This is a genomic window from Luteimonas terrae (genome assembly GCF_004358165.1).
GTDB classification, from domain to species: domain Bacteria; phylum Pseudomonadota; class Gammaproteobacteria; order Xanthomonadales; family Xanthomonadaceae; genus Luteimonas; species Luteimonas terrae.
In genome coordinates this window covers 394,989-412,992 of the sequence record NZ_SMTG01000004.1, presented here as the reverse complement: position 1 = coordinate 412,992, position 18,004 = coordinate 394,989, and the positions used below count along the sequence as shown (strand labels likewise).

14 protein-coding genes are annotated in these 18,004 nt (G+C 69.3%); 12 read left to right on the top strand and 2 right to left on the bottom strand.

Going from position 1 to position 18,004, the window contains the following annotated elements:
* Positions 1-44: 44 nt before the first annotated feature.
* From E2F49_RS11080 to E2F49_RS11055, 6 genes are all read left to right on the top strand, one after another.
* Positions 45-1,451 carry an acyclic terpene utilization AtuA family protein gene (locus E2F49_RS11080; RefSeq protein ID WP_133393931.1) on the top strand — a complete coding sequence of 469 codons (1,407 nt, stop codon included), beginning with the start codon at positions 45-47 and terminating at the stop codon, positions 1,449-1,451.
* A complete protein-coding gene (locus E2F49_RS11075) occupies positions 1,448-1,768 on the top strand; it encodes a DUF4387 domain-containing protein (protein WP_055250962.1) in 321 nt (106 codons plus the stop codon). The genes E2F49_RS11080 and E2F49_RS11075 overlap by 4 nt, the downstream gene beginning before the upstream one ends.
* 20 nt (positions 1,769-1,788) lie before the next feature.
* Positions 1,789-3,231, top strand: a complete 1,443-nt coding sequence (locus E2F49_RS11070) for an aldehyde dehydrogenase family protein (protein WP_133393930.1) — start codon at positions 1,789-1,791, stop codon at positions 3,229-3,231.
* Positions 3,232-3,259: 28 nt separating this feature from the next.
* Positions 3,260-4,006, top strand: coding sequence for an SDR family oxidoreductase (locus tag E2F49_RS11065; protein WP_133393929.1), 747 nt, complete (start codon positions 3,260-3,262; stop codon positions 4,004-4,006).
* Positions 4,007-4,074: 68 nt separating this feature from the next.
* Positions 4,075-5,526, top strand: a complete 1,452-nt coding sequence (locus E2F49_RS11060; RefSeq protein WP_133393928.1) for an aldehyde dehydrogenase family protein — start codon at positions 4,075-4,077, stop codon at positions 5,524-5,526.
* A gap of 283 nt (positions 5,527-5,809) precedes the next feature.
* Entirely contained in the window at positions 5,810-7,579 is a 1,770-nt protein-coding gene (locus tag E2F49_RS11055) for a putative bifunctional diguanylate cyclase/phosphodiesterase (protein WP_165971202.1), read from the top strand.
* Positions 7,580-7,582: 3 nt separating this feature from the next.
* On the opposite strand, the gene E2F49_RS11050 is transcribed toward E2F49_RS11055, so the two are convergent.
* On the bottom strand, positions 7,583-9,895 hold the full coding sequence (locus E2F49_RS11050; protein ID WP_133393926.1) for a mechanosensitive ion channel domain-containing protein: 2,313 nt from the start codon (positions 9,893-9,895) through the stop codon (positions 7,583-7,585).
* Positions 9,896-10,123: 228 nt separating this feature from the next.
* Between E2F49_RS11050 and E2F49_RS11045 the strand changes: the two genes are divergently transcribed.
* Both E2F49_RS11045 and E2F49_RS11040 read left to right on the top strand, forming a co-directional pair.
* On the top strand, positions 10,124-12,388 hold the full coding sequence (locus E2F49_RS11045) for an FdhF/YdeP family oxidoreductase (protein ID WP_133393925.1): 2,265 nt from the start codon (positions 10,124-10,126) through the stop codon (positions 12,386-12,388).
* 17 nt (positions 12,389-12,405) lie between these two features.
* Positions 12,406-13,530: a catalase family protein gene (locus E2F49_RS11040; protein WP_133393924.1), complete on the top strand. Its 1,125-nt coding sequence runs from the start codon at positions 12,406-12,408 to the stop codon at positions 13,528-13,530.
* A gap of 15 nt (positions 13,531-13,545) precedes the next feature.
* Here the strand turns inward: E2F49_RS11040 and E2F49_RS11035 are convergent, their stop codons facing one another.
* Positions 13,546-14,274 carry a ComF family protein gene (locus tag E2F49_RS11035; RefSeq protein ID WP_133393923.1) on the bottom strand — a complete coding sequence of 243 codons (729 nt, stop codon included), beginning with the start codon at positions 14,272-14,274 and terminating at the stop codon, positions 13,546-13,548.
* A gap of 49 nt (positions 14,275-14,323) precedes the next feature.
* Here E2F49_RS11035 and bioB point away from each other — a divergent pair, with 49 nt between their 5' ends.
* The 4 genes from bioB to E2F49_RS11015 are packed head-to-tail and all read left to right on the top strand — an operon-like array spanning position 14,324 to position 17,994.
* Entirely contained in the window at positions 14,324-15,412 is a 1,089-nt protein-coding gene (gene bioB, locus E2F49_RS11030; protein ID WP_133393922.1) for a biotin synthase BioB, read from the top strand.
* The gene (locus E2F49_RS11025) at positions 15,409-15,771 is read left to right on the top strand and encodes a hypothetical protein (RefSeq protein WP_133393921.1); all 363 of its coding nucleotides are present in this window, start codon (positions 15,409-15,411) and stop codon (positions 15,769-15,771) included. The genes bioB and E2F49_RS11025 overlap by 4 nt, the downstream gene beginning before the upstream one ends.
* On the top strand, positions 15,761-16,993 hold the full coding sequence (gene bioF / locus E2F49_RS11020; protein WP_133393920.1) for an 8-amino-7-oxononanoate synthase: 1,233 nt from the start codon (positions 15,761-15,763) through the stop codon (positions 16,991-16,993). Before E2F49_RS11025 ends, bioF begins: the two co-directional genes overlap by 11 nt.
* Positions 16,990-17,994, top strand: coding sequence for a multidrug resistance efflux transporter family protein (locus E2F49_RS11015; protein ID WP_133393919.1), 1,005 nt, complete (start codon positions 16,990-16,992; stop codon positions 17,992-17,994). The genes bioF and E2F49_RS11015 overlap by 4 nt, the downstream gene beginning before the upstream one ends.
* Positions 17,995-18,004: the final 10 nt, after the last annotated feature.

Below are 18,004 nucleotides of genomic sequence, written 5' to 3'. Positions count from 1 at the left end.
TGCTCGCCCGGCTGGATCCGGGTCCATGGTCCCCAGGAGTCGTCATGTCCAGCGTCCCGCCGCGCCAGCAGGAAATCCGCGTGCTCTCGCCGACCGCGATCCTCGGCTACGGTTTTCCGATGGCGTCGTTCGAAGCCGGTCTGGCGCTCCAACCCGACGTCATCGCCGTCGACGCCGGCTCGTCCGATCCCGGCCCGCATTACCTCGGCGCGGGCTACTCGTTCACCGATCGCGATGCAGTCAAGCGCGACCTCGGCATCATGCTGCGCGCTGCTCGCCGGCACGACATTCCGCTGATCGTCGGTTCGTGCGGCGGCGCCGGCGGCCAGCCGCATCTGGACTGGACGCTGCAGATTCTGCTCGAGCTCGCCCGCGAACAGGCGCTCGCCTTCAAGCTCGCGGTGATCGACGCCGAAGTCGACAGCGCCGCGGTCATGCAGGCGCTGCGCGCGGAGCAGATCGCACCGTGCGGCGAGTGGCCGGCACTCAGCGAAGAGGACGTGCACGGCAGCACGCGCATCGTCGCGCAGCTCGGCGTCGAACCCTTCGTCGAGGCGCTGTCGCAGGGCGCCGACGTGATCCTTGCCGGACGTGCCTACGACCCGGTGGTGTTCGCCGCGCTGCCGGTGCTGCGCGGCTTCGACCACGGCCTCGCCCTGCACATGGGCAAGATCCTCGAATGCGCCGCGATCGCCTGCACGCCAGGCAGCGGCAGCGACTGCATGATGGGCGTGCTGCGGCACGACCATTTCCTGCTGCATCCGCTCGATCCCGCTCGCGCCTGCACGGTCGCCTCGGTTGCGGCCCATACGCTGTACGAGAAGAGCGACCCGTTCCACCTGCCGGGTCCGGGCGGCGTGCTCGATCTCACCGGCAGCCGCTTCGAACAGGTCGATGCGCGCACCGTGCGCGTCAGCGGCAGTCGTCACGTGCCCGGCGCATATGCGGTCAAGCTCGAAGGCGCGGCGCGCGTGGGCTACCGCACGATCTCGATCGCCGGCGTGCGCGATCCGGTCTTCATCCGCCAGGTCGAATCGATCGTCGAAGCGGTGCGCGCGCGCATCGCCGACAACTTCAGCGACATCCATCCCGACAGCTACTCGCTGCTGTTCCGGCTCTACGGCCGCGACGGCGTGATGGGTGCGCTCGAACCGCGCCCCGATGCCGGCGTGCACGAGCTGGGCATCGTCATCGAGGCCGTCGCACCGACCCAGCAGCTGGCGGACACCATCTGCGGCTTCGCACGCTCGACGATGCTGCACTACGGCTATCCGGGGCGCGTGTCGACGGCCGGCAACCTGGCGTTCCCGTATTCGCCGTCCGATCTGAAGGCAGGCGAGGTGTACCGCTTCAGCGTCTACCACCTGTTGCCGGTCGACGATCCGGTTGCGCGATTTCCCGTGCATTACGAACAGGTGCAGCCGATGGTGCGCCGGGACCTGTGCGCATGAGTGCGCGCCTGATCGATCTGGCCAGCGTGATCCGCAGCAAAAACGCCGGCCCCGGCGAGCTGACGCTCGACATCATCTTCAAGACCCGCGAAGCCTTCGAGCGCGTGGTCGCGCAGCGGCTGATCGACAAGGCGCTGATCGCCAAGCTCTACGGCCAGCGCGAGGACGACGTGCTGTCGGTCATCGCGTTCGAGCCGGCCTGGGCGATCAAGGCGACGCTGCGTCGGCCCACGCCGTCGGGTGCGGTCGGCGATACCGACATCTACGGCGCGCAGCAGCACGCGCCACTGCTCGACCTCGTGTTCGAGCGCTACTGACGCGACAGAAGGACGCATTGATGGAACCGGGCTTCAACTACATCGACGGGCAGTGGCGTGCCCCGCAGTCGGCGGACACACTGCCGATGATCGAGCCGGCAACGGGCCGGACCTACGACCGCATCGCCGACAGCGATGCACGCGACGTGGACGTGGCGGTCGCCGCGGCGCGCACTGCCTTCGATACCGGTGCATGGGGCCGCATGACCGCGACCGAACGCGGCCGCGTGATGTCGCGCTTCGCCGCGCTGATCGAACGCGATGCGGCGTCGCTCGCCGCCGTGGAAGCCCGCGACACCGGCAAGCCCGACAGCGTGGCCCGCGCCGACATCACCGCACTCGCGCGCTACTTCGAGTTCTACGGCGGCGCGGCCGACAAGCTGCACGGCGAGACGATTCCGTATCTCGACGGCTACATGGTCGCGGTGGTGCACGAGCCCTACGGCGTCACCGGCCACATCCTGCCGTGGAACTATCCGGCGCAGATGTTCGGCCGCACGCTGGCGCCGTCGCTCGCGGTCGGCAACGCGGTGGTGCTCAAGCCGGCCGAAGACGCATCCGCCAGCGCGCTGCAGCTGGCCGAGCTGGCGACCGAAGCGGGCTTCCCGCCCGGCGCGATCAACGTCGTCACCGGCCGCGGCGCGGGTGCCGGCGCTGCGCTCGCCTCGCACCCGGGCGTGGACTTCATGTCGTTCACCGGCTCGCCGCAGGTGGGCCAGATCATCCAGAAGCTCTGCGCCGACCACTTCATCACCTGCACGCTGGAGCTGGGCGGCAAGTCGCCGCAGATCGTGTTCGCCGACGCCGATCTCGACGCGGCGATTCCGGTGATCGTCAAGGCGATCATCCAGAACAGCGGACAGACCTGTTCGGCCGGCAGCCGCCTGCTGGTCGAGCGCAGTGCTTACGACGCGGTCGTGGGCAGGCTCGCCGAGGCATTCGCGCAGGTGCGCGTGGGCGCGCCTGCCGCAGACCGCGCCTGTGGCCCGATCATCACCGCGAAGCAGCAGGCGCGCGTGCAGCAGTTCATCGATCAGGCCCGCGCCGACGGCATTCCGGTGCTGGCGCAGGGTCGCATCGACGAAGACGCGGATCCGGCCGGCTTCTATGTCGCCCCGACCCTGTTCGGGCCGGTCCCCCGCGACAACGACCTCGCGCGCGACGAAGTGTTCGGCCCGGTGCTCGCGGTGCTGCCGTTCGACGATGAAGCCGATGCACTCGCGCTCGCCAACGGCACCGACTACGGCCTCGTCGCGGCGATCTGGACCCGCGACGGCGCGCGCCAGCTGCGCCTGGGCCGCAAGGTCCGCGCCGGCCAGCTGTTCGTGAACTGCTACGGCGCCGGCGCCGGCATCGAACTGCCGTTCGGCGGGACCGGCAAGAGCGGCCACGGACGCGAGAAAGGCTTCGCGGCCATGCACGATTTCAGCATCACCAAGACGCTCGTCATCCACCACGGCTAAGCGCACGACCAGCAAGGGAGCACGACCTGTGAAGTTCGAACACAAGACCGTCCTGGTCACCGGCGCGGCCAGCGGATTCGGCGAAGCGACCGCGCGTCGTTTCGCGGCCGAGGGCGCCCGCGTGGTCATCGTCGACCTCGACGCCGACAAGGCCCGCGCGGTCGCGGACTCGATCGGGGCGGGACGCGCCCTCGGCGTGCGCGCCGACGTCTCGGTACGCACCGACATCGACGCGGCCATCGACGCGACCATCGAGGCATTCGGCGTGCCGGACATCGTCGTCAACAACGCCGGCTACACGCATCGCAACGGGCCGCTGCTGGACGTCGACGAGGCGACCTTCGACCGCGTCTTCGCCGTCAACGTCAAGGCCATCTACAACATGGTCCAGTCGGTGGTGCCGAAGATGCGCGACAACGGCGGCGGCGTGATGCTCAACGTGGGCTCGGTGGCCGGCATCCGGCCGCGCCCCGGACTCACCTGGTACAACGCGTCCAAGGGCGCGGCCAACACGCTGTCCAAGTCGCTGGCCGTGGAACTGGCGCCGTGGAAGATCCGCGTCAACGCGATCTGCCCGGTGATGGGCGTCACCGGGATGCTCGAGGACTTCATGGGCATGCCCGACACGCCGGAAAACCGGCAGAAGTATCTCGGCTCGATCCCGCTCGGCCGGTTCTGCGAGCCCGGCGACGTGGCCGAGGCCGCGCTGTATCTCGCCGGCGCCGATTACATCACCGGCGTGTCCCTGCCGGTCGACGGCGGCCGGACGATCTGACCCTGACCGACTCTGCGCGCGCGTCCGTGCGGAGGACGCGCGCTTCCACTGCATCCTGGGAGACTGCAATGAACGCGATTCCGAAGACCGCCACGCACGACATCCTCGACCACCCGTTCAAGCTGTCGATCGGCGGCCAGCTGCTGGACGCCGACGCCACGTTCGAGGTCTACAACCCGGCCAGCAACGCCGTCATCGCCCACGCGCCCGAAGGCAGCGCCGCGCAGCTCGATGCCGCGGTTGCCGCCGCGGCGCGCGCGTTCAAGGACTGGTCGCGCCTGCCGTGGGAGACGCGCGCGGACTACGTCACCCGGTACGCCGACGCGCTCGAAGCGCGCAAGGACGATCTGATCACCCTGCTGACGCTCGAGCAGGGCAAGCCGCGCCACACGATGGCGACCGGCGAAGTCGAGGCGGCGATCTACTGGGTGCGCGAAGTCGCCAAGCGCACGCTGCCGGTGGAGACCATCGAGGACACCGCCGAGCACGTGGTCGAAGTCGCGCACGTGCCGCTGGGCGTGGTCGGCGCGATCACGCCATGGAACTTCCCGGTGCTGCTGGGACTGTGGAAGGTCGCGCCGTGCCTGCTGACCGGCAACACGATGGTGCTCAAGCCCTCGCCGTACACGCCGCTGACCTCGCTGTTCTTCGGCGAAATCGCGCAGTCGGTACTGCCGCCGGGCGTGCTCAACATCGTCTCGGGCGGCAACGATCTCGGCCAGCAGATGACCGAACACGCCGACATCGCCAAGATCAGCTTCACCGGCTCCACCGCGACCGGCAAGCGCGTCATGGCCAGCGGTTCGGGCACGCTCAAGCGCATCACCCTGGAGCTGGGTGGCAACGACGCGGCGGTCGTGCTGGACGACGCGGACTGGAAGTCGATCGTGCCGACACTGTTCTGGGCCGCGTTCGGCAACTCGGGCCAGTGGTGCATCGCGGTCAAGCGTCTGTACGTGCATTCGAGCATCCATGCGCAGTTCGTCGAGGCCTTCGTCGAGTACGCACGCCAGCAGGTCGTCGGCGACGGCATGGATCCGGCGACCAACCTGGGCCCGATCCAGAACACGATGCAGTACGGCAAGCTGCTCGACCTGTTCGCCGACGTGAAGAAGAACGGCTACAAGGTGCCGCTCGGCGGGACGATCGACGAAAGCATCCCGGGCAACTTCGTGCCGGTCACCATCGTCGACAACCCGCCCGAGTCGAGCCGCATCGTGCAGGAGGAGCCTTTCGGCCCGATCCTGCCGATCATCGCCTTCGACGACGTCGAGGAGGTCATCGAGCGCGTCAATGCCAGTCCGTTCGGCCTCGCCGGTTCGGTGTGGAGCGGCGACCGTGCGCGCGGCATCGAGGTCGCCAAGCGCATGGAGACCGGCACGGTGTGGGTCAACGAGATCCACATCCACGGCATCGACATTCCCTTCGGCGGCCACAAGCTTTCGGGCATGGGCGTGGAGAACGGGCACGAGGGCCTGTGCGAATTCACAAATACCAAGACCTACATGTTCAGCAAGTAGGTCGCGCGCGATACCGGCACGGAACACAGGGGGCGCCTTCTCGGGCGCCCCTTCTTTTTTCTGGAGCGCGCTCGGCGTTTTTTCAGAAGATTCTGATGGGGTCGGTATTGCCGGCTGTCTGTAATGGATGCGCAAAGCCTGGTGTGGTCTGGCGCGCCACGTGTCCGAGTGTCGTGCCCGATACCGTTGTGACTCCATGGTGCGGCGCACGACCGCGCGTTGGCCCGTCATCTCGCCGCGACGCGTGGCTTTGCAGATTGGATGCACGGAACAGGGAGGCGGAATGGAACACGGGAAGCACGAGGCCGATCGGCTGGCATTGATCCGCAGCCTCGATCTGCTGGCCCTGCAGGGCACGCCGGACCTCGACCGCATCACGCAGCTGGCGGCGCAGACGCTGCGCGCGCCGATGGCGCTGATCACCGTGATCGAGGAGTTCGAGCAGCGCTTCATTTCCACTGCCGGCACCGACCTCAAGGCGACCGAGCGCGAGATTTCGGTCTGCGCGGTCGCGATCGAACACGACGGCGTGTTCGAAGTGGAGGACCTGTCCGCCGACGCGCGCTTCTCCGGCTTCCGCACCGTCACCGAAGACGGCATGCGCTTCTACGCCGGCGCGCCGCTGTCGCTGTCGACCGGCGTCAAGGTGGGCACCTTGTGCGTCGTGGGTTTCGAGCCACGGCGGCTCAACGCGACCGAACGCGCGACGCTGCGCATGTTCGGCGACCTGGCCATGAACCAGATCCAGCTGCTGCGTCTGGTCGGGCGGCGCGATCCGGTGACGGGTCTGCCAAACCGGCAGCAGTTGAGCGCGGATCTGGCGACGCTGCGGCTCGAGGATCGCCTCTCTGAGCGGCAGCTGGTGCTGGTGGACGTGCTCGGCGCCGAGGCATCGGGCCGCCTCGACCAGGCGCTGGGCCCGGGGCCGGCCGAATCGATGGCACGCCAGCTCGGCTATCGCATCGTCGACCTGCTGCCCGCGGGCACCACGCTCTACCAGGTCGGCGAGCTGCGCTTCGCCTTCCATCTCGACGAGTACGCGGGCGACGGTCTGCCGACCCTGCTGTCGGCGATCCGCAAGCGCGTGATCGCACCGGTGAATACCTACGGCCTCGATGTCTCGGCGAGCTTCCACGCCGGCATCGCGCCGTTCGGCGGCGAGGATTTCGAGGACGCGATGCGCCGCGCGGTGACCGCGTTGCACGGCGCGGTCGAGCACGGCATGGCCTGGCGGCATTACGACCACGCGCGCGATCTCGAACTGCGTCGCCAGCACATGCTCGCGTTGCAGGTCGACGCCGCCCTGCGCGACAACGCCTTCCATCTGGTCTACCAGCCGAGGCTGGACATCGCCAGCGGCCAGGTGCTGTCGGTCGAGGCGCTGCTGCGCTGGAATCATCCCGAACTCGGCCCCATCGCGCCCGGCGAATTCCTGCCGGTCATCGAGCGCACCACGTTGATGCCGCGCGTGACCCAGTGGGTGATCCAGCATGCGCTGCGGCAGATTGCGCAGTGGGACGCCGCCGGGCGGCAGATCGACCTGTCAATCAATCTCTCGGGCGCCGATCTCGAGGAGGGCCGCATCGCCGAGCGCGCCTATGCGCTGAGCGAGCAGTACAACGTCGAGCCGGGGCGCATCGAATTCGAGATCACCGAAGGGCAGTGGCTGCAGGGCGAGTCGGCGATCTCGCAGCTGCGCACGCTGCGCACGCTGGGGTTCTCGCTGGCGCTCGACGACTTCGGCTCCGGCTACAGCAACTTCGCCTATCTCAACGCGCTGCCTGCGACGACGATCAAGATCGACCGCTCGCTGATCGACGGCATGGAAGCCGACGGCCGCCGTGCACGCCTGGTGCGCACGCTGGTGAAGCTGGTGTCCGAACTGGGCCTGCGCGTGGTGGGCGAGGGCGTGGAAACCGATGCGCAGCTCGAACTGCTGCGCCGCTGGCACTGCCATGAAGCGCAGGGCTATCTGATCAGCCGGCCGTGCAGCGCCGAAGAGCTGCAGGCCTTCCTGCTGGGCGTGCAGGCCGTAGCGGCCGGCGCGCCCTGACGCTCAACCCGGCGGCGCCGGCGTCAGCACGAACTGCTGCGGCGGCAGCGTCACCGGAATGTCGTGCGTCTTGAGCGCACGCAGCGTGGCGCGGATCAGGCGGCTGCGCACGCCGTAGGCCTGGCGCGGCGAGACCACGTGGACGAAACAGTTGAGCACGGCCATGCCGTTTTCGATGCGGTCGATGAAGACACCGGGCGCGGGCGTCTTGAGCACTTCGGCATCGGCGGCGAGCGTGGCGGTGACCACGTCGATGGCCGCGTCCAGATCGCTTTCCAGCGGGATCGACAACAGGATCTGCGCACGTCCCAGCGAGTTGCCCTTGGTCTTGTTCTGCACGACCTTGGTGATCAGTTCGGAGTTCGGCACGATGACTGTCGAGTGGTCGGCGATCTGGATTTCGGTCGAACGCACGTTGATGCGGCGGATGTCGCCCTCGACATCGTTGAGCTTGACCCAGTCGCCGATCTTCACCGGCCGCTCGACCAGCAGGATCAGGCCCGACACGAAGTTCTGGGTGATCGCCTGCAGGCCGAAGCCGATGCCCACCGACAGCGCGCTGGCGAGGATCGCCACCTTCTCCATGCCCACGCCGAACGCGGTGAGCGCCCACAGCACCGCCAGCAGCAGGCCGACGTACCGCAGGATCTTGTCGACCGAATCGCGGGCATCGGGCTGCAGCGTGGTCGTGGGCAGATAGCTGCGGACGATCCAGGTACGGATGAAGCGCACCAGTGCCACGACCACCAGAAACGCGAGCGCCGCGCGGAACACCGCGGCCGCCGAGACCGTGACGCCGCCGATCTCGAAGCCGTCGGCCAGCGCGCCCAGCGATTCGAACACCGACACGAAGCCCGCGCCGAACGGCACCAGCAGCGCGCCGCAGGCGAGGAAGATCAGCAACAGCCGCGCGACCGCCGACAGCAGCACGGCCGCCTGTTCGAGCGCGCGTCGGGTCGCCACGCTGCGGCGATGGCCCGGGCCTGCGGTGGCGAGCAGGCGGCAGGCGCCGTCCACGAAGGCCATCAGCACCCAGGTCGTCGCGATCACGCCCGCGCCCCAGACCGCCCACTGCGACATGCGGTTGGCGAAGTTGACGAAGCCCAGCATGCCGGCCAGCGCCAGCACCGCCAGCGCCAGCCAGCCCAGGCCCACGCACAGCGTCAGCAGGCCGATGCCGCTGCCGGCATCGGGGGTTTCCACGTGTCCCTCGCGACGGCGGATGCGACCCGCCGCGCGCAGGGCGAAGGCCAGCAGCACCGCGCTGAGCAACGCCAGCGCCGAGTGCAGCGCGAGTTGACTGGTGTCGCCGAGTTCCAGCCGCGCAATCGTGGCCTCCACGGCCAGGACCACCGCCATCGTCCAGCCGATCGCGCTGCCGGCGGCGACGCCCTGGCGGGCGCCGGCGTCGTCCACGTCGACCAGGCGCCAGTCGCCATGCCCCGGCTGGAACAGTGCCCACGCGACCGCGCGCGCGAACAGCGCCGCCATCACCGACAGCGTGACGATGGCGGCCGACTGGCTCAGCAGTTCGGAGGGGCGTGCGAGCTGCAGCGCGGCGAACAGCAGCGTCGCCGTGATCGCCGGCGCCAGTACCGCGACCAGAATCGTGCCCAGCGCCAGCAGCGCCTTGTGGAAGCGCACCTCGCGCGGTGGTGATTTCGCCGTCCACCAGATCATGGTCCGACGCATCTGCCGGCCGATCGGCGCCGACAGCCACCAGGTGAGCAGGCTCCAGACCAGCAGCGCGCCGGCGAACAGCCACAGCACGCCGGCGCGGTCGGGCCGGCCGCCGGGCGTCAGGAACCCGGACAGGTCCTTCGCCAGGGCACGGCCACCGCGTTGCCACAGATCCGCCGTCAGCGGCGATTCGGTGCGCTCGAACAGTTCGGCGCCGATCGCGCGGGCCTGGTCGCCGGTCAGCCGGTTCAGCGTCTGCAGGGCCTCGACCTCGGCCAGCGCCGTGCGCCGGCTCAGTGCCACGCGCGCGGCGAGTTCCCGGTTCAGCGCCACGTACTGGCGTCGCACGGCGTTGTCGGGGCTCTCGGCCGCGTCTTCGCCCAGCTGCGCGATCCGCTGCTCGATCTCCGCGACCGGCGCGCCCAGCGTGCTCTGCAGCGCCGAAGCCTTGCCGTGCGCGTCGCGGGCCCGGCCCAGCACGGCCGCGCGCTGCTCGGACGTGCGCGCGGCCTCGGCATCGCGCGACAGCGACGCGACTTCCTTCTCGAGCGCGCGCACGGCCGCGGCGTTGTCGTCCTGCTGCGCCCACGCCGCCCCGGGCCACAGCAGGACGATGCAGAGCAGCCAGCTGTGCATCCAGGCAAGTCCCGATTCCGCTCGCATCCGCCTCGCGCTCCGCGCTGTCCGTGGTGCGCATGGTGCACCGGTTGCGGCGACAAGACGATGGGACCGGCCTGCCTGCAGGGCTTGCCCGCTCCGGTACTTCGCGCCCGGATCACCCCCGCGCTGGAAGATGGGCCGTCCCCGATCGAACAGTCGATCGCCTGCGCGGCGATCGTCGATCAGCGAGCAGGAGCCAGCGCGATGACACAGTCAGGCAATCCGGACCAGTACGAGGGCGCCGCCGGCGGCTGGGGATCGATGCAGGGCATCGCGTCCGTGGCCGGCCATGCGGGGATCGGTGTCGATGCGCTCGCCACCTTGCGCACACAGAACAAACCGCGCGGCACGATGTGCAGTTCCTGCGCCTACGGCAAGCCGGCCAAGCCGCACCCCGCGGAGTTCTGCGAGAACGGCGCCAAGGCGACGCTGTGGGATCTGACCGACGCGCGCTGCACGCCGGCCTTCTTCGCCGATCATCCGGTGCGTGCGTTGCGGGCGCTGTCCGACTACGACCTGGAGATGGAAGGACGCTTGACTGAGCCGCTGCGCTATGACGCCCAGAGCGACACCTACCAGCCCGTGTCATGGACGGAGGCATTCGCCGACATCGGAACGCGACTGCGTGCGATGGATCCGGAATCGACGGTGTTCTACGCCTCGGGCAAGGCCGCGCTCGAACCGTCGTACCTGTATGCGCTGTTCGCGCGCATCTACGGGCACAACAACCTGCCCGACAGCTCCAACATGTGCCACGAAACCACCTCCGTCGGGCTGAAGGAAGCGATCGGTTCGCCGGTCGGTACCTGCGTCATGGAGGATTTCGAGCACTGCGACGCAATCTTCTGCTTCGGCCAGAACGCCGGCACCAACAGTCCGCGTTTCCTGCACCAGCTGCAGCAGGCGGCGCAGCGTGGCTGCCGCATCGTGGTCTTCAACCCGATCCGCGAGCAGGGCCTGGTGCGCTTCACCAATCCGCAGAGCCCGGTGCAGATGCTGACCGGGCAATCGACCGAACTCGCCTGCCAGTACCACCAGCTGCGGCCGGGCGGCGACATCGCCGCGATGCTCGGCATGTGCAAGCACATCCTCGCCCAGCCGCAGGCGCTGGACCGCGACTTCATCGACCGGCATACGCAGGGCTTCGATACCTTCGTGGCCAAGGTCGAATCGACGGACTGGGCGGAGATCGAGTCGCACAGCGGCCTGACCCGCGCGGCGATCATCGAGGCGGCCGAGGTCTACCTGCAGTCCGAGCGCGTCATCGGCGTCTACGGCATGGGCCTCACCCAGCATGTGCACGGTTCGCAGTCGGTGCAGATGCTGGTGAACCTGCTGCTGCTCCGCGGCAACATCGGACGCGAGGGCGCGGGTATCTCGCCGATGCGCGGGCATTCCAACGTGCAGGGCCAGCGCACGGTCGGCATCGCCGAGAAGCCGGAACTGGTGCCGCTCGATCGCCTCGCCGAACTCTTCGACTTCGCCCCGCCGCGCAAGGAGGGGCTCAACACCGTCGCGGCCTGCGAAGCGATTCTCGAACGCCGCATCAAGGCCTTCATCGGTCTGGGCGGCAATCTGCTGCGCGCCATTCCCGACCACGACCGCATGGAAGCCGCGTGGCCGGACATCGAGCTGACGGTCTCGGTGGCAACGCGGCTCAACCGCACGCATCTGTATCCGGGCCGCACCGCCTACCTGCTGCCGTGCCTGGTGCGCGCCGAGGAAGACCTGCAGGCATCGGGACCGCAGTCGGTCTCGATGGAGGACACCTTCAGCCACATCCATGGCTCCATCGGTCGCCGCAAGCCGGCCAGCGAGGCGCTGCTGTCGGAAGTGGCCATCGTCGCGGGCCTCGCGAAAGCCACGCTGGCGCCGAATGCGAAACAGCCGTGGGACGCCTGGACGGCGGATTATGCGAAGGTCCGCGATCTCATCGCGCAGACGTACCCGGACCAGTTCGCCGACTTCAATGCACGGATGTTCAACGCCGGCGGCTTCTACCGGGGCAATCCCGCGCGCGAGCGCGAATGGGAAACCGAGGGCGGCAAGGCGCGCTTCATGACGCCCGACACGCTGACCTCGCTGGGCATCGGCGATGCGCCGGGGCGTTTCCACCTCACCACCATCCGATCCAACGACCAGTTCAACACCACCATCTACGGCTTCAGTGATCGCCTGCGCGGCCTGTCGGGTTCGCGCAGGATCGTGATGATCAACCGCGCGGACATGGCCCGGCTCGACCTGGCCGAAGGCGATGCGGTCTCGCTGGTCTGCGACGCCGACGACGGCATCGACCGCCGCGTGGATGGCCTGACCGTGCAGCCCTTCAACCTGCCCGACGGCTGCGTGGCCGGTTACTACCCCGAACTCAATCCGCTCATGCCGCTCTGGTATCACGACAAGGCCTCGGCCACGCCGGCCGCCAAGGGCATTCCCATCCGCATCGAACCTGCTGCCGCCGCGGCCTGAGGCCGCCGGAGATCGCCGTGCCAGATCCCAACGCTTTCGTCCGCTACTCGCCATCGGTCGAGACCGTCGATCCCGACGAGACCGACACCATTGCCGAGCTCATCGAGACGCTGCAGAGCATCGGCCGCAAGACCCACGAGGACTACCGGCGCGGCATGCGGACCGTGCATGCGAAATGCCACGGACTGCTGCGCGGCACGCTGCGCGTCTACGCAGGTCTCGCGCCGGAACTCGCGCAAGGCCTGTTCGCGACGCCGGCGACGTATCCGGCGCTGCTGCGCGCCTCGACATCGCCTGGCGATCCCATCCACGACAACGTGTCGTTGCCGCGCGGCCTGGCGCTGAAGGTGATCGGTGTGGATGGCGACAGGTTCCAGATCGGCACGCCCGGCCGCACGCAGGACTTCGTGATGGCCAACGGTCCGACGTTTCCCAAGCGCGATCCCAAGGCCTTCCTGCGCAATCTCAAGGTGTTGGCGGCCACGACCGACCGCGCTGAAGGCGCGAAGAAAGCGCTGTCCGCGACCTTGCGCGGCACCGAGAAGGCCATCGAAGCGGTGGGCGGCGAAAGCGCCAGCCTCAAGGCGATGGGCGGCCACCCGCAGACCCATCCGCTGGGCGAAACCTATTTCAGCCAGGCCGCCTCGCGGCACGGCGACTACATCGCCAAGTACGCGCTGCGCCCGACATCACCCGAGCTGGCGGCACTGACCGACGCGCCGATGGACGAGCGCGGCCACGAGAACGCGCTGCGCGAAGCGCTGCAGGCGTTCTTTGCGGCCCATGAGGCCGAATGGGAACTGTGCGTGCAGCTGTGCACCGATGCCGGCACCATGCCGGTGGAGGATGCGTCGCAGGAATGGGACCAGGACGCGAGTCCGTTCCGGCCAGTCGCAAGTCTCGTCGTGCCGATGCAACCGTCCTGGATCGAAGGCGCCAGCGAAGCGATCGACCAGCGGCTGTCGTTCAATCCCTGGCATGCGCTGCGACTGCACCAGCCCCTCGGCTCGATCATGCGCGCGCGTCGCGAGGTCTATCGGGCGATGTCGGCCTTCCGCGCCGGACAGAACGGCGTGCAGATCGTCGAGCCATCGAGTGGCGAGGCGCTCGACGCATTGTTCGGCACGGGTGCCGCGCGCTGACGCGCTCGCCGTCGTTCAGCGCACCCGCGCGCACACCCACGCATCGACGCGCGCCACGCCTGCACGGCGCAAGGCCCGCGCCGCGGCGTGGAGGGTGGCGCCGGTGGTCATGACGTCGTCCACCAGCACGACATGGCGTGGCAGTGATGGCGCGTCACGCACCACGAAAGCGCCGCGCAGATTGCGTGCGCGCGCCTTCGCATCGAGTCGCGACTGCGGCGAGGTCGCGCGAACGCGGCGCAGCAGATTGCCGTGCAGTGGCAACACGTGGCGCCGCGCCAGCATGTGTGCGAGTTCCAGGGCCTGGTCGTAGCCGCGCTCGCGCAGCCGGGCGACGTGCAGCGGAATCGGCACGAGGGCATCGGGTCGATCGGCATCGCGCGTGGCCGAGGCGAGGCAGTCGCCGAGCAGGGCGCCTGCTGCGAGATCGCGATGGAACTTCAGCCGCGGCAGCAGCCGGTCGACCGGGAAGCGGTAGTCGAACGCGGCGATGACGTGGTCGAGCGGTGGTGGCTTGCGCAGACAGGTGCCGCAGACCGGATCGCCACCCGGCAATGGCTGGGCGCACCGCGTGCAGGCGTGCGGCATCCAGGGCAGCGCGTCGCGGCAGGCCGGGCACAGATCCATCCCGTCGGCGCCGGCCTCGCGGCAGACGAGGCAACATCCGGCGAACATGCGTCGCAACAGGCGTCGGACGGGTCCGTCAACCGGCGTGGGCGGATTCTGGTTGACAGCGTCGGGCATGGTTTCCAGACTGCCGGGCTTGTCCCGTCGCAGTCACCGGTGAACCGCCATGTCCGTCGTCAGCCACGCCCGCGAGTCCGCCGGCCAGCCCGCCCACGTCCACGCCGCGGTGCGCCACGACTGGTCGCGCGCGGAGATCGAGTCGCTGTTCGCCTTGCCGCTCACCGAGCTGCTGTTCCGCGCTGCGGGTGTGCACCGCCAGCATTTCGATCCCACCGAGGTCCAGGTCAGCACGCTGCTGTCGGTCAAGACCGGCGGCTGCCCGGAGGACTGCAGCTACTGCCCGCAGGCCCAGCGCTATCACACCGGCGTGCAGGCGACGAAGCTGATGGAGACCGAGGCGGTGCTGGAAAAGGCCCGCCAGGCCAAGGCGGCCGGCGCGACGCGCTTCTGCATGGGCGCGGCCTGGCGTTCGCCCAAGGACCGGGACGTGCCGAAGGTCGCGGCGATGATCCGCGAGGTCAAGGCACTGGGCATGGAGACCTGCGCCACGCTCGGCATGCTGACCGGCGAACAGGCGCGCGCGCTCAAGGACGCCGGCCTCGACTACTACAACCACAATCTGGACACCGATCCCGAGTTCTACGACTCGATCATCCAGACGCGCGAGATCCAGGACCGCCTGACCACGCTCGAACACGTGCGCGACGCGGGCCTGAAAACCTGCTGCGGCGGCATCGTCGGCATGGGCGAGAGCGGCCGCCAGCGCGCCGGCCTGCTGCGCACGCTGGCCAATCTGCCGGTGCATCCGGACTCGGTGCCGATCAACCGTCTGGTGCAGGTGGAAGGCACGCCGCTACACGGCACCGCGGAGATCGACCCGTTCGACTTCGTGCGCACGATCGCGGTCGCGCGCATCCTGATGCCGCGCTCGATGGTGCGTCTGTCGGCCGGCCGCCAAGACATGAGCGACGAGCTGCAGGCGATGTGCTTCCTCGCCGGCGCCAATTCGATCTTCTACGGCGAGCAGCTGCTGACGACCGGCAATCCGGATACCGAGCGCGACATGGCGCTGTTCCAGCGTCTGGGCATCAAGCCGATGCAGATCCACGTGGATGCCGAGCATCACGATCACCCGGGCACCGTCCACGCCGACATCATTGAACTGCCGCAGCACCCGCGGAGCTGCGCGGCATGATCCCGTGGTTCGGCTGGGTCTACCTCGTGCTGCTGGCACTGGTGGGCCTGAGCGGGCTCGCGTTGAGCCTGCGCGCCGGACAATCGAAGCCGTTCGCGATCGCGCGCCTCGCCGCGGTTGCCGTGCTCGCGTGGGGCGTGGTGCTGTACTTCCGCGATGCCGGCGCCTCGGTGCTGTTCGCGGGTGCGTTGTTCGTGTCGGTGCTGCTGCTGGTGCAGAAGAGTGTGGCCGACGCGCGTCAGGCGCAGGACCTGCAACTCGATCGCGCGGGCCGCGTCGGCGTGGCGATCAACGGGTTGCTGATGCTGCCGGCCATCGCGATGGGCGCACTGGCGATCTGGGCCGGGCGTGGCGCCTGAGCGGCCCGACCTGCGCGTCCGCGCCCGCGAGGCGCGCGATGCACGAACGCAGGCACAGGCGCGCCGTGTGCGCCGCACGGTGCTGCGACGCGACGGCATGCGCAGCGAAGTGCAGGACGCCGACGGTCGCAGCCGCTGGCTGCTGAATTTCTGCGGCAACGACTATCTCGGCCTCGCCTCGCACTTCAAGGTATCCGGCGCATTGCAGGACGCCGCGGCGCTGCATGGCGCCGGCAGCGGCGGCTCGCATCTCGTCAGCGGGCACCACGCCCTGCATGAAGCGCTCGAGCGCGAGATTGCCGACTGGCTGCAGGTGCCGGCCGCGCTGCTGTTCGGCAATGGCTTCACCGCGAACCTCGCGGTCGTGCAGGGTCTGCTCGGCGAAAGCGACGCCTGCGTGCAGGACCGCTTGAATCACGCCAGTCTGATCGATGCCGCGCGCCTGTCCGGCTGTCGCCTGCGGCGCTATCCGCATGGCGATGCGCAGGGCGCCCTGCGCCAGCTGCGCACGCTGCCCGACGGCGCGGCGCTGGTCGCGACCGACGGCGTCTTCAGCATGGACGGCGATGTCGCGCCGCTGCGCGAACTGTCGATCATCTGCCGCGTGCAGCAGGCGCTGCTGTACGTCGATGACGCCCACGGCGTCGGTGTGCTCGGCCCCGATGGCCGCGGCAGCGTCGCCGAGGCACGCCTCGATGTCGCCGCGGTGCCGCTGCAGCTGGTCACGCTGGGCAAGGCGCTGGGCGGCTGCGGCGCGGTGCTGGCAGGCGATGCCGATCTGATCGGGCATCTCGCCGAAACCGCACGGCCCTATGTCTACACGACCGCGTTGCCGCCGGCCGTTGCCGGTGCCGCGCTGGCCGCGGTGCGCATTGCGCGCCAGGAACACTGGCGCCGGGAACGCGTCGCCGCTTTGGTGCAGCGCTTCCGCGCGCGTGCAGCGAAGCGCGGCCTCGATCTGATGTCGTCCGACACGCCGATCCAGCCGCTGCGCTGCGGCGACAACGCACGCGCGCTGGCGATGTCGCGTGCGGTCGATGCCGCCGGCTTCTGGGTCGCGGCCATCCGTCCGCCCACCGTGCCCGAGGGCCAGGCGCGTCTGCGCGTGACCCTGAGCGCCGCGCATGCGGATGCCGATGTGGACGCACTCGTCGATGCGATCGCCGCCGCGCGCGACGTGCACGCACCGGCCCAGGATTCCCCCGCAGTCCCCGCACCATGACCGACCCGCAACACGAGTCCCGCCGCGCCCTGCTCGCGGTCGGGATCGCACTCGCCTCCGCGCTGTTCTTCACCCTGACCTACGTGCTCAACCGCGCCAGCGCGAGCGGCGGCGGCCACTGGGCGTGGACGGCCTGCCTGCGCTACTTCATCACCCTGCCGCTGCTGCTGCCGCTGATGCCGCTGCAGGGCGGCGCGGCCCCGGTGTTGCGCGCGATCGCCGCACACCCCTGGGCCTGGCTGCGCTGCAGTGCGATCGGCTTCATGCTGTTCTACTGCGCGCTGTCGTTCGCCGCGTCGAGCGGACCGGCGTGGCTGATCGCCGGCAGTTTCCAGTTCACCGTGATCGCCGGCATGTTGTGCGCGCCGCTGCTGTACCGCGATGCGCGCCGCAAAGTGCCGCCGGCCGCGCTGGGCATCGCCGCGGCGATCCTCGCCGGCGTGCTGTTGATGCAGTTCGGGCAGGGCGGTCCGGGCCTGGATCGTGCCGGCTGGATCGCGCTGCTGTGCGTGCTGACGGCGGCGGTCGCATACCCGCTGGGCAATCGCCTGCTGCTGCTGCATCTCGAGCGCACCGGCGAAGACCTCAACGCGACCCAGCGTGTGTTCGGGCTGACGCTGGCCAGCCAGCCGCTGTGGCTGCTGGTTGCGATGTTCGCGTGGCACGAGGCGGGCACGCCGTCGATGTCGCAGGTGTGGCTGGCCGCCGGCGTCGCGCTGAGCGCTGGCGTGATCGCGACCATCCTGTTCTTCCAGGCCACCGGCATGGTCCGCAACAACCCCGTTGCACTGGGCGCGGCCGAAGCGATGCAGGCGGCCGAACTGCTGTTCGCCGCGACGCTGGGCGCGCTGTTCCTGCACGAAGCCTGGCCGCAGGGCCGGGCGCTGCTGGGCGCGGTGGTGGTGACGGCGGGCATCGTCGCGTTCGCGATCGTCGTCGCGCGCCCGGCCGCGGGCAGCACGCGGCGCACGAAGATCCTGCGGGGAGACAAGGGCGCATGAGCACGTTGGA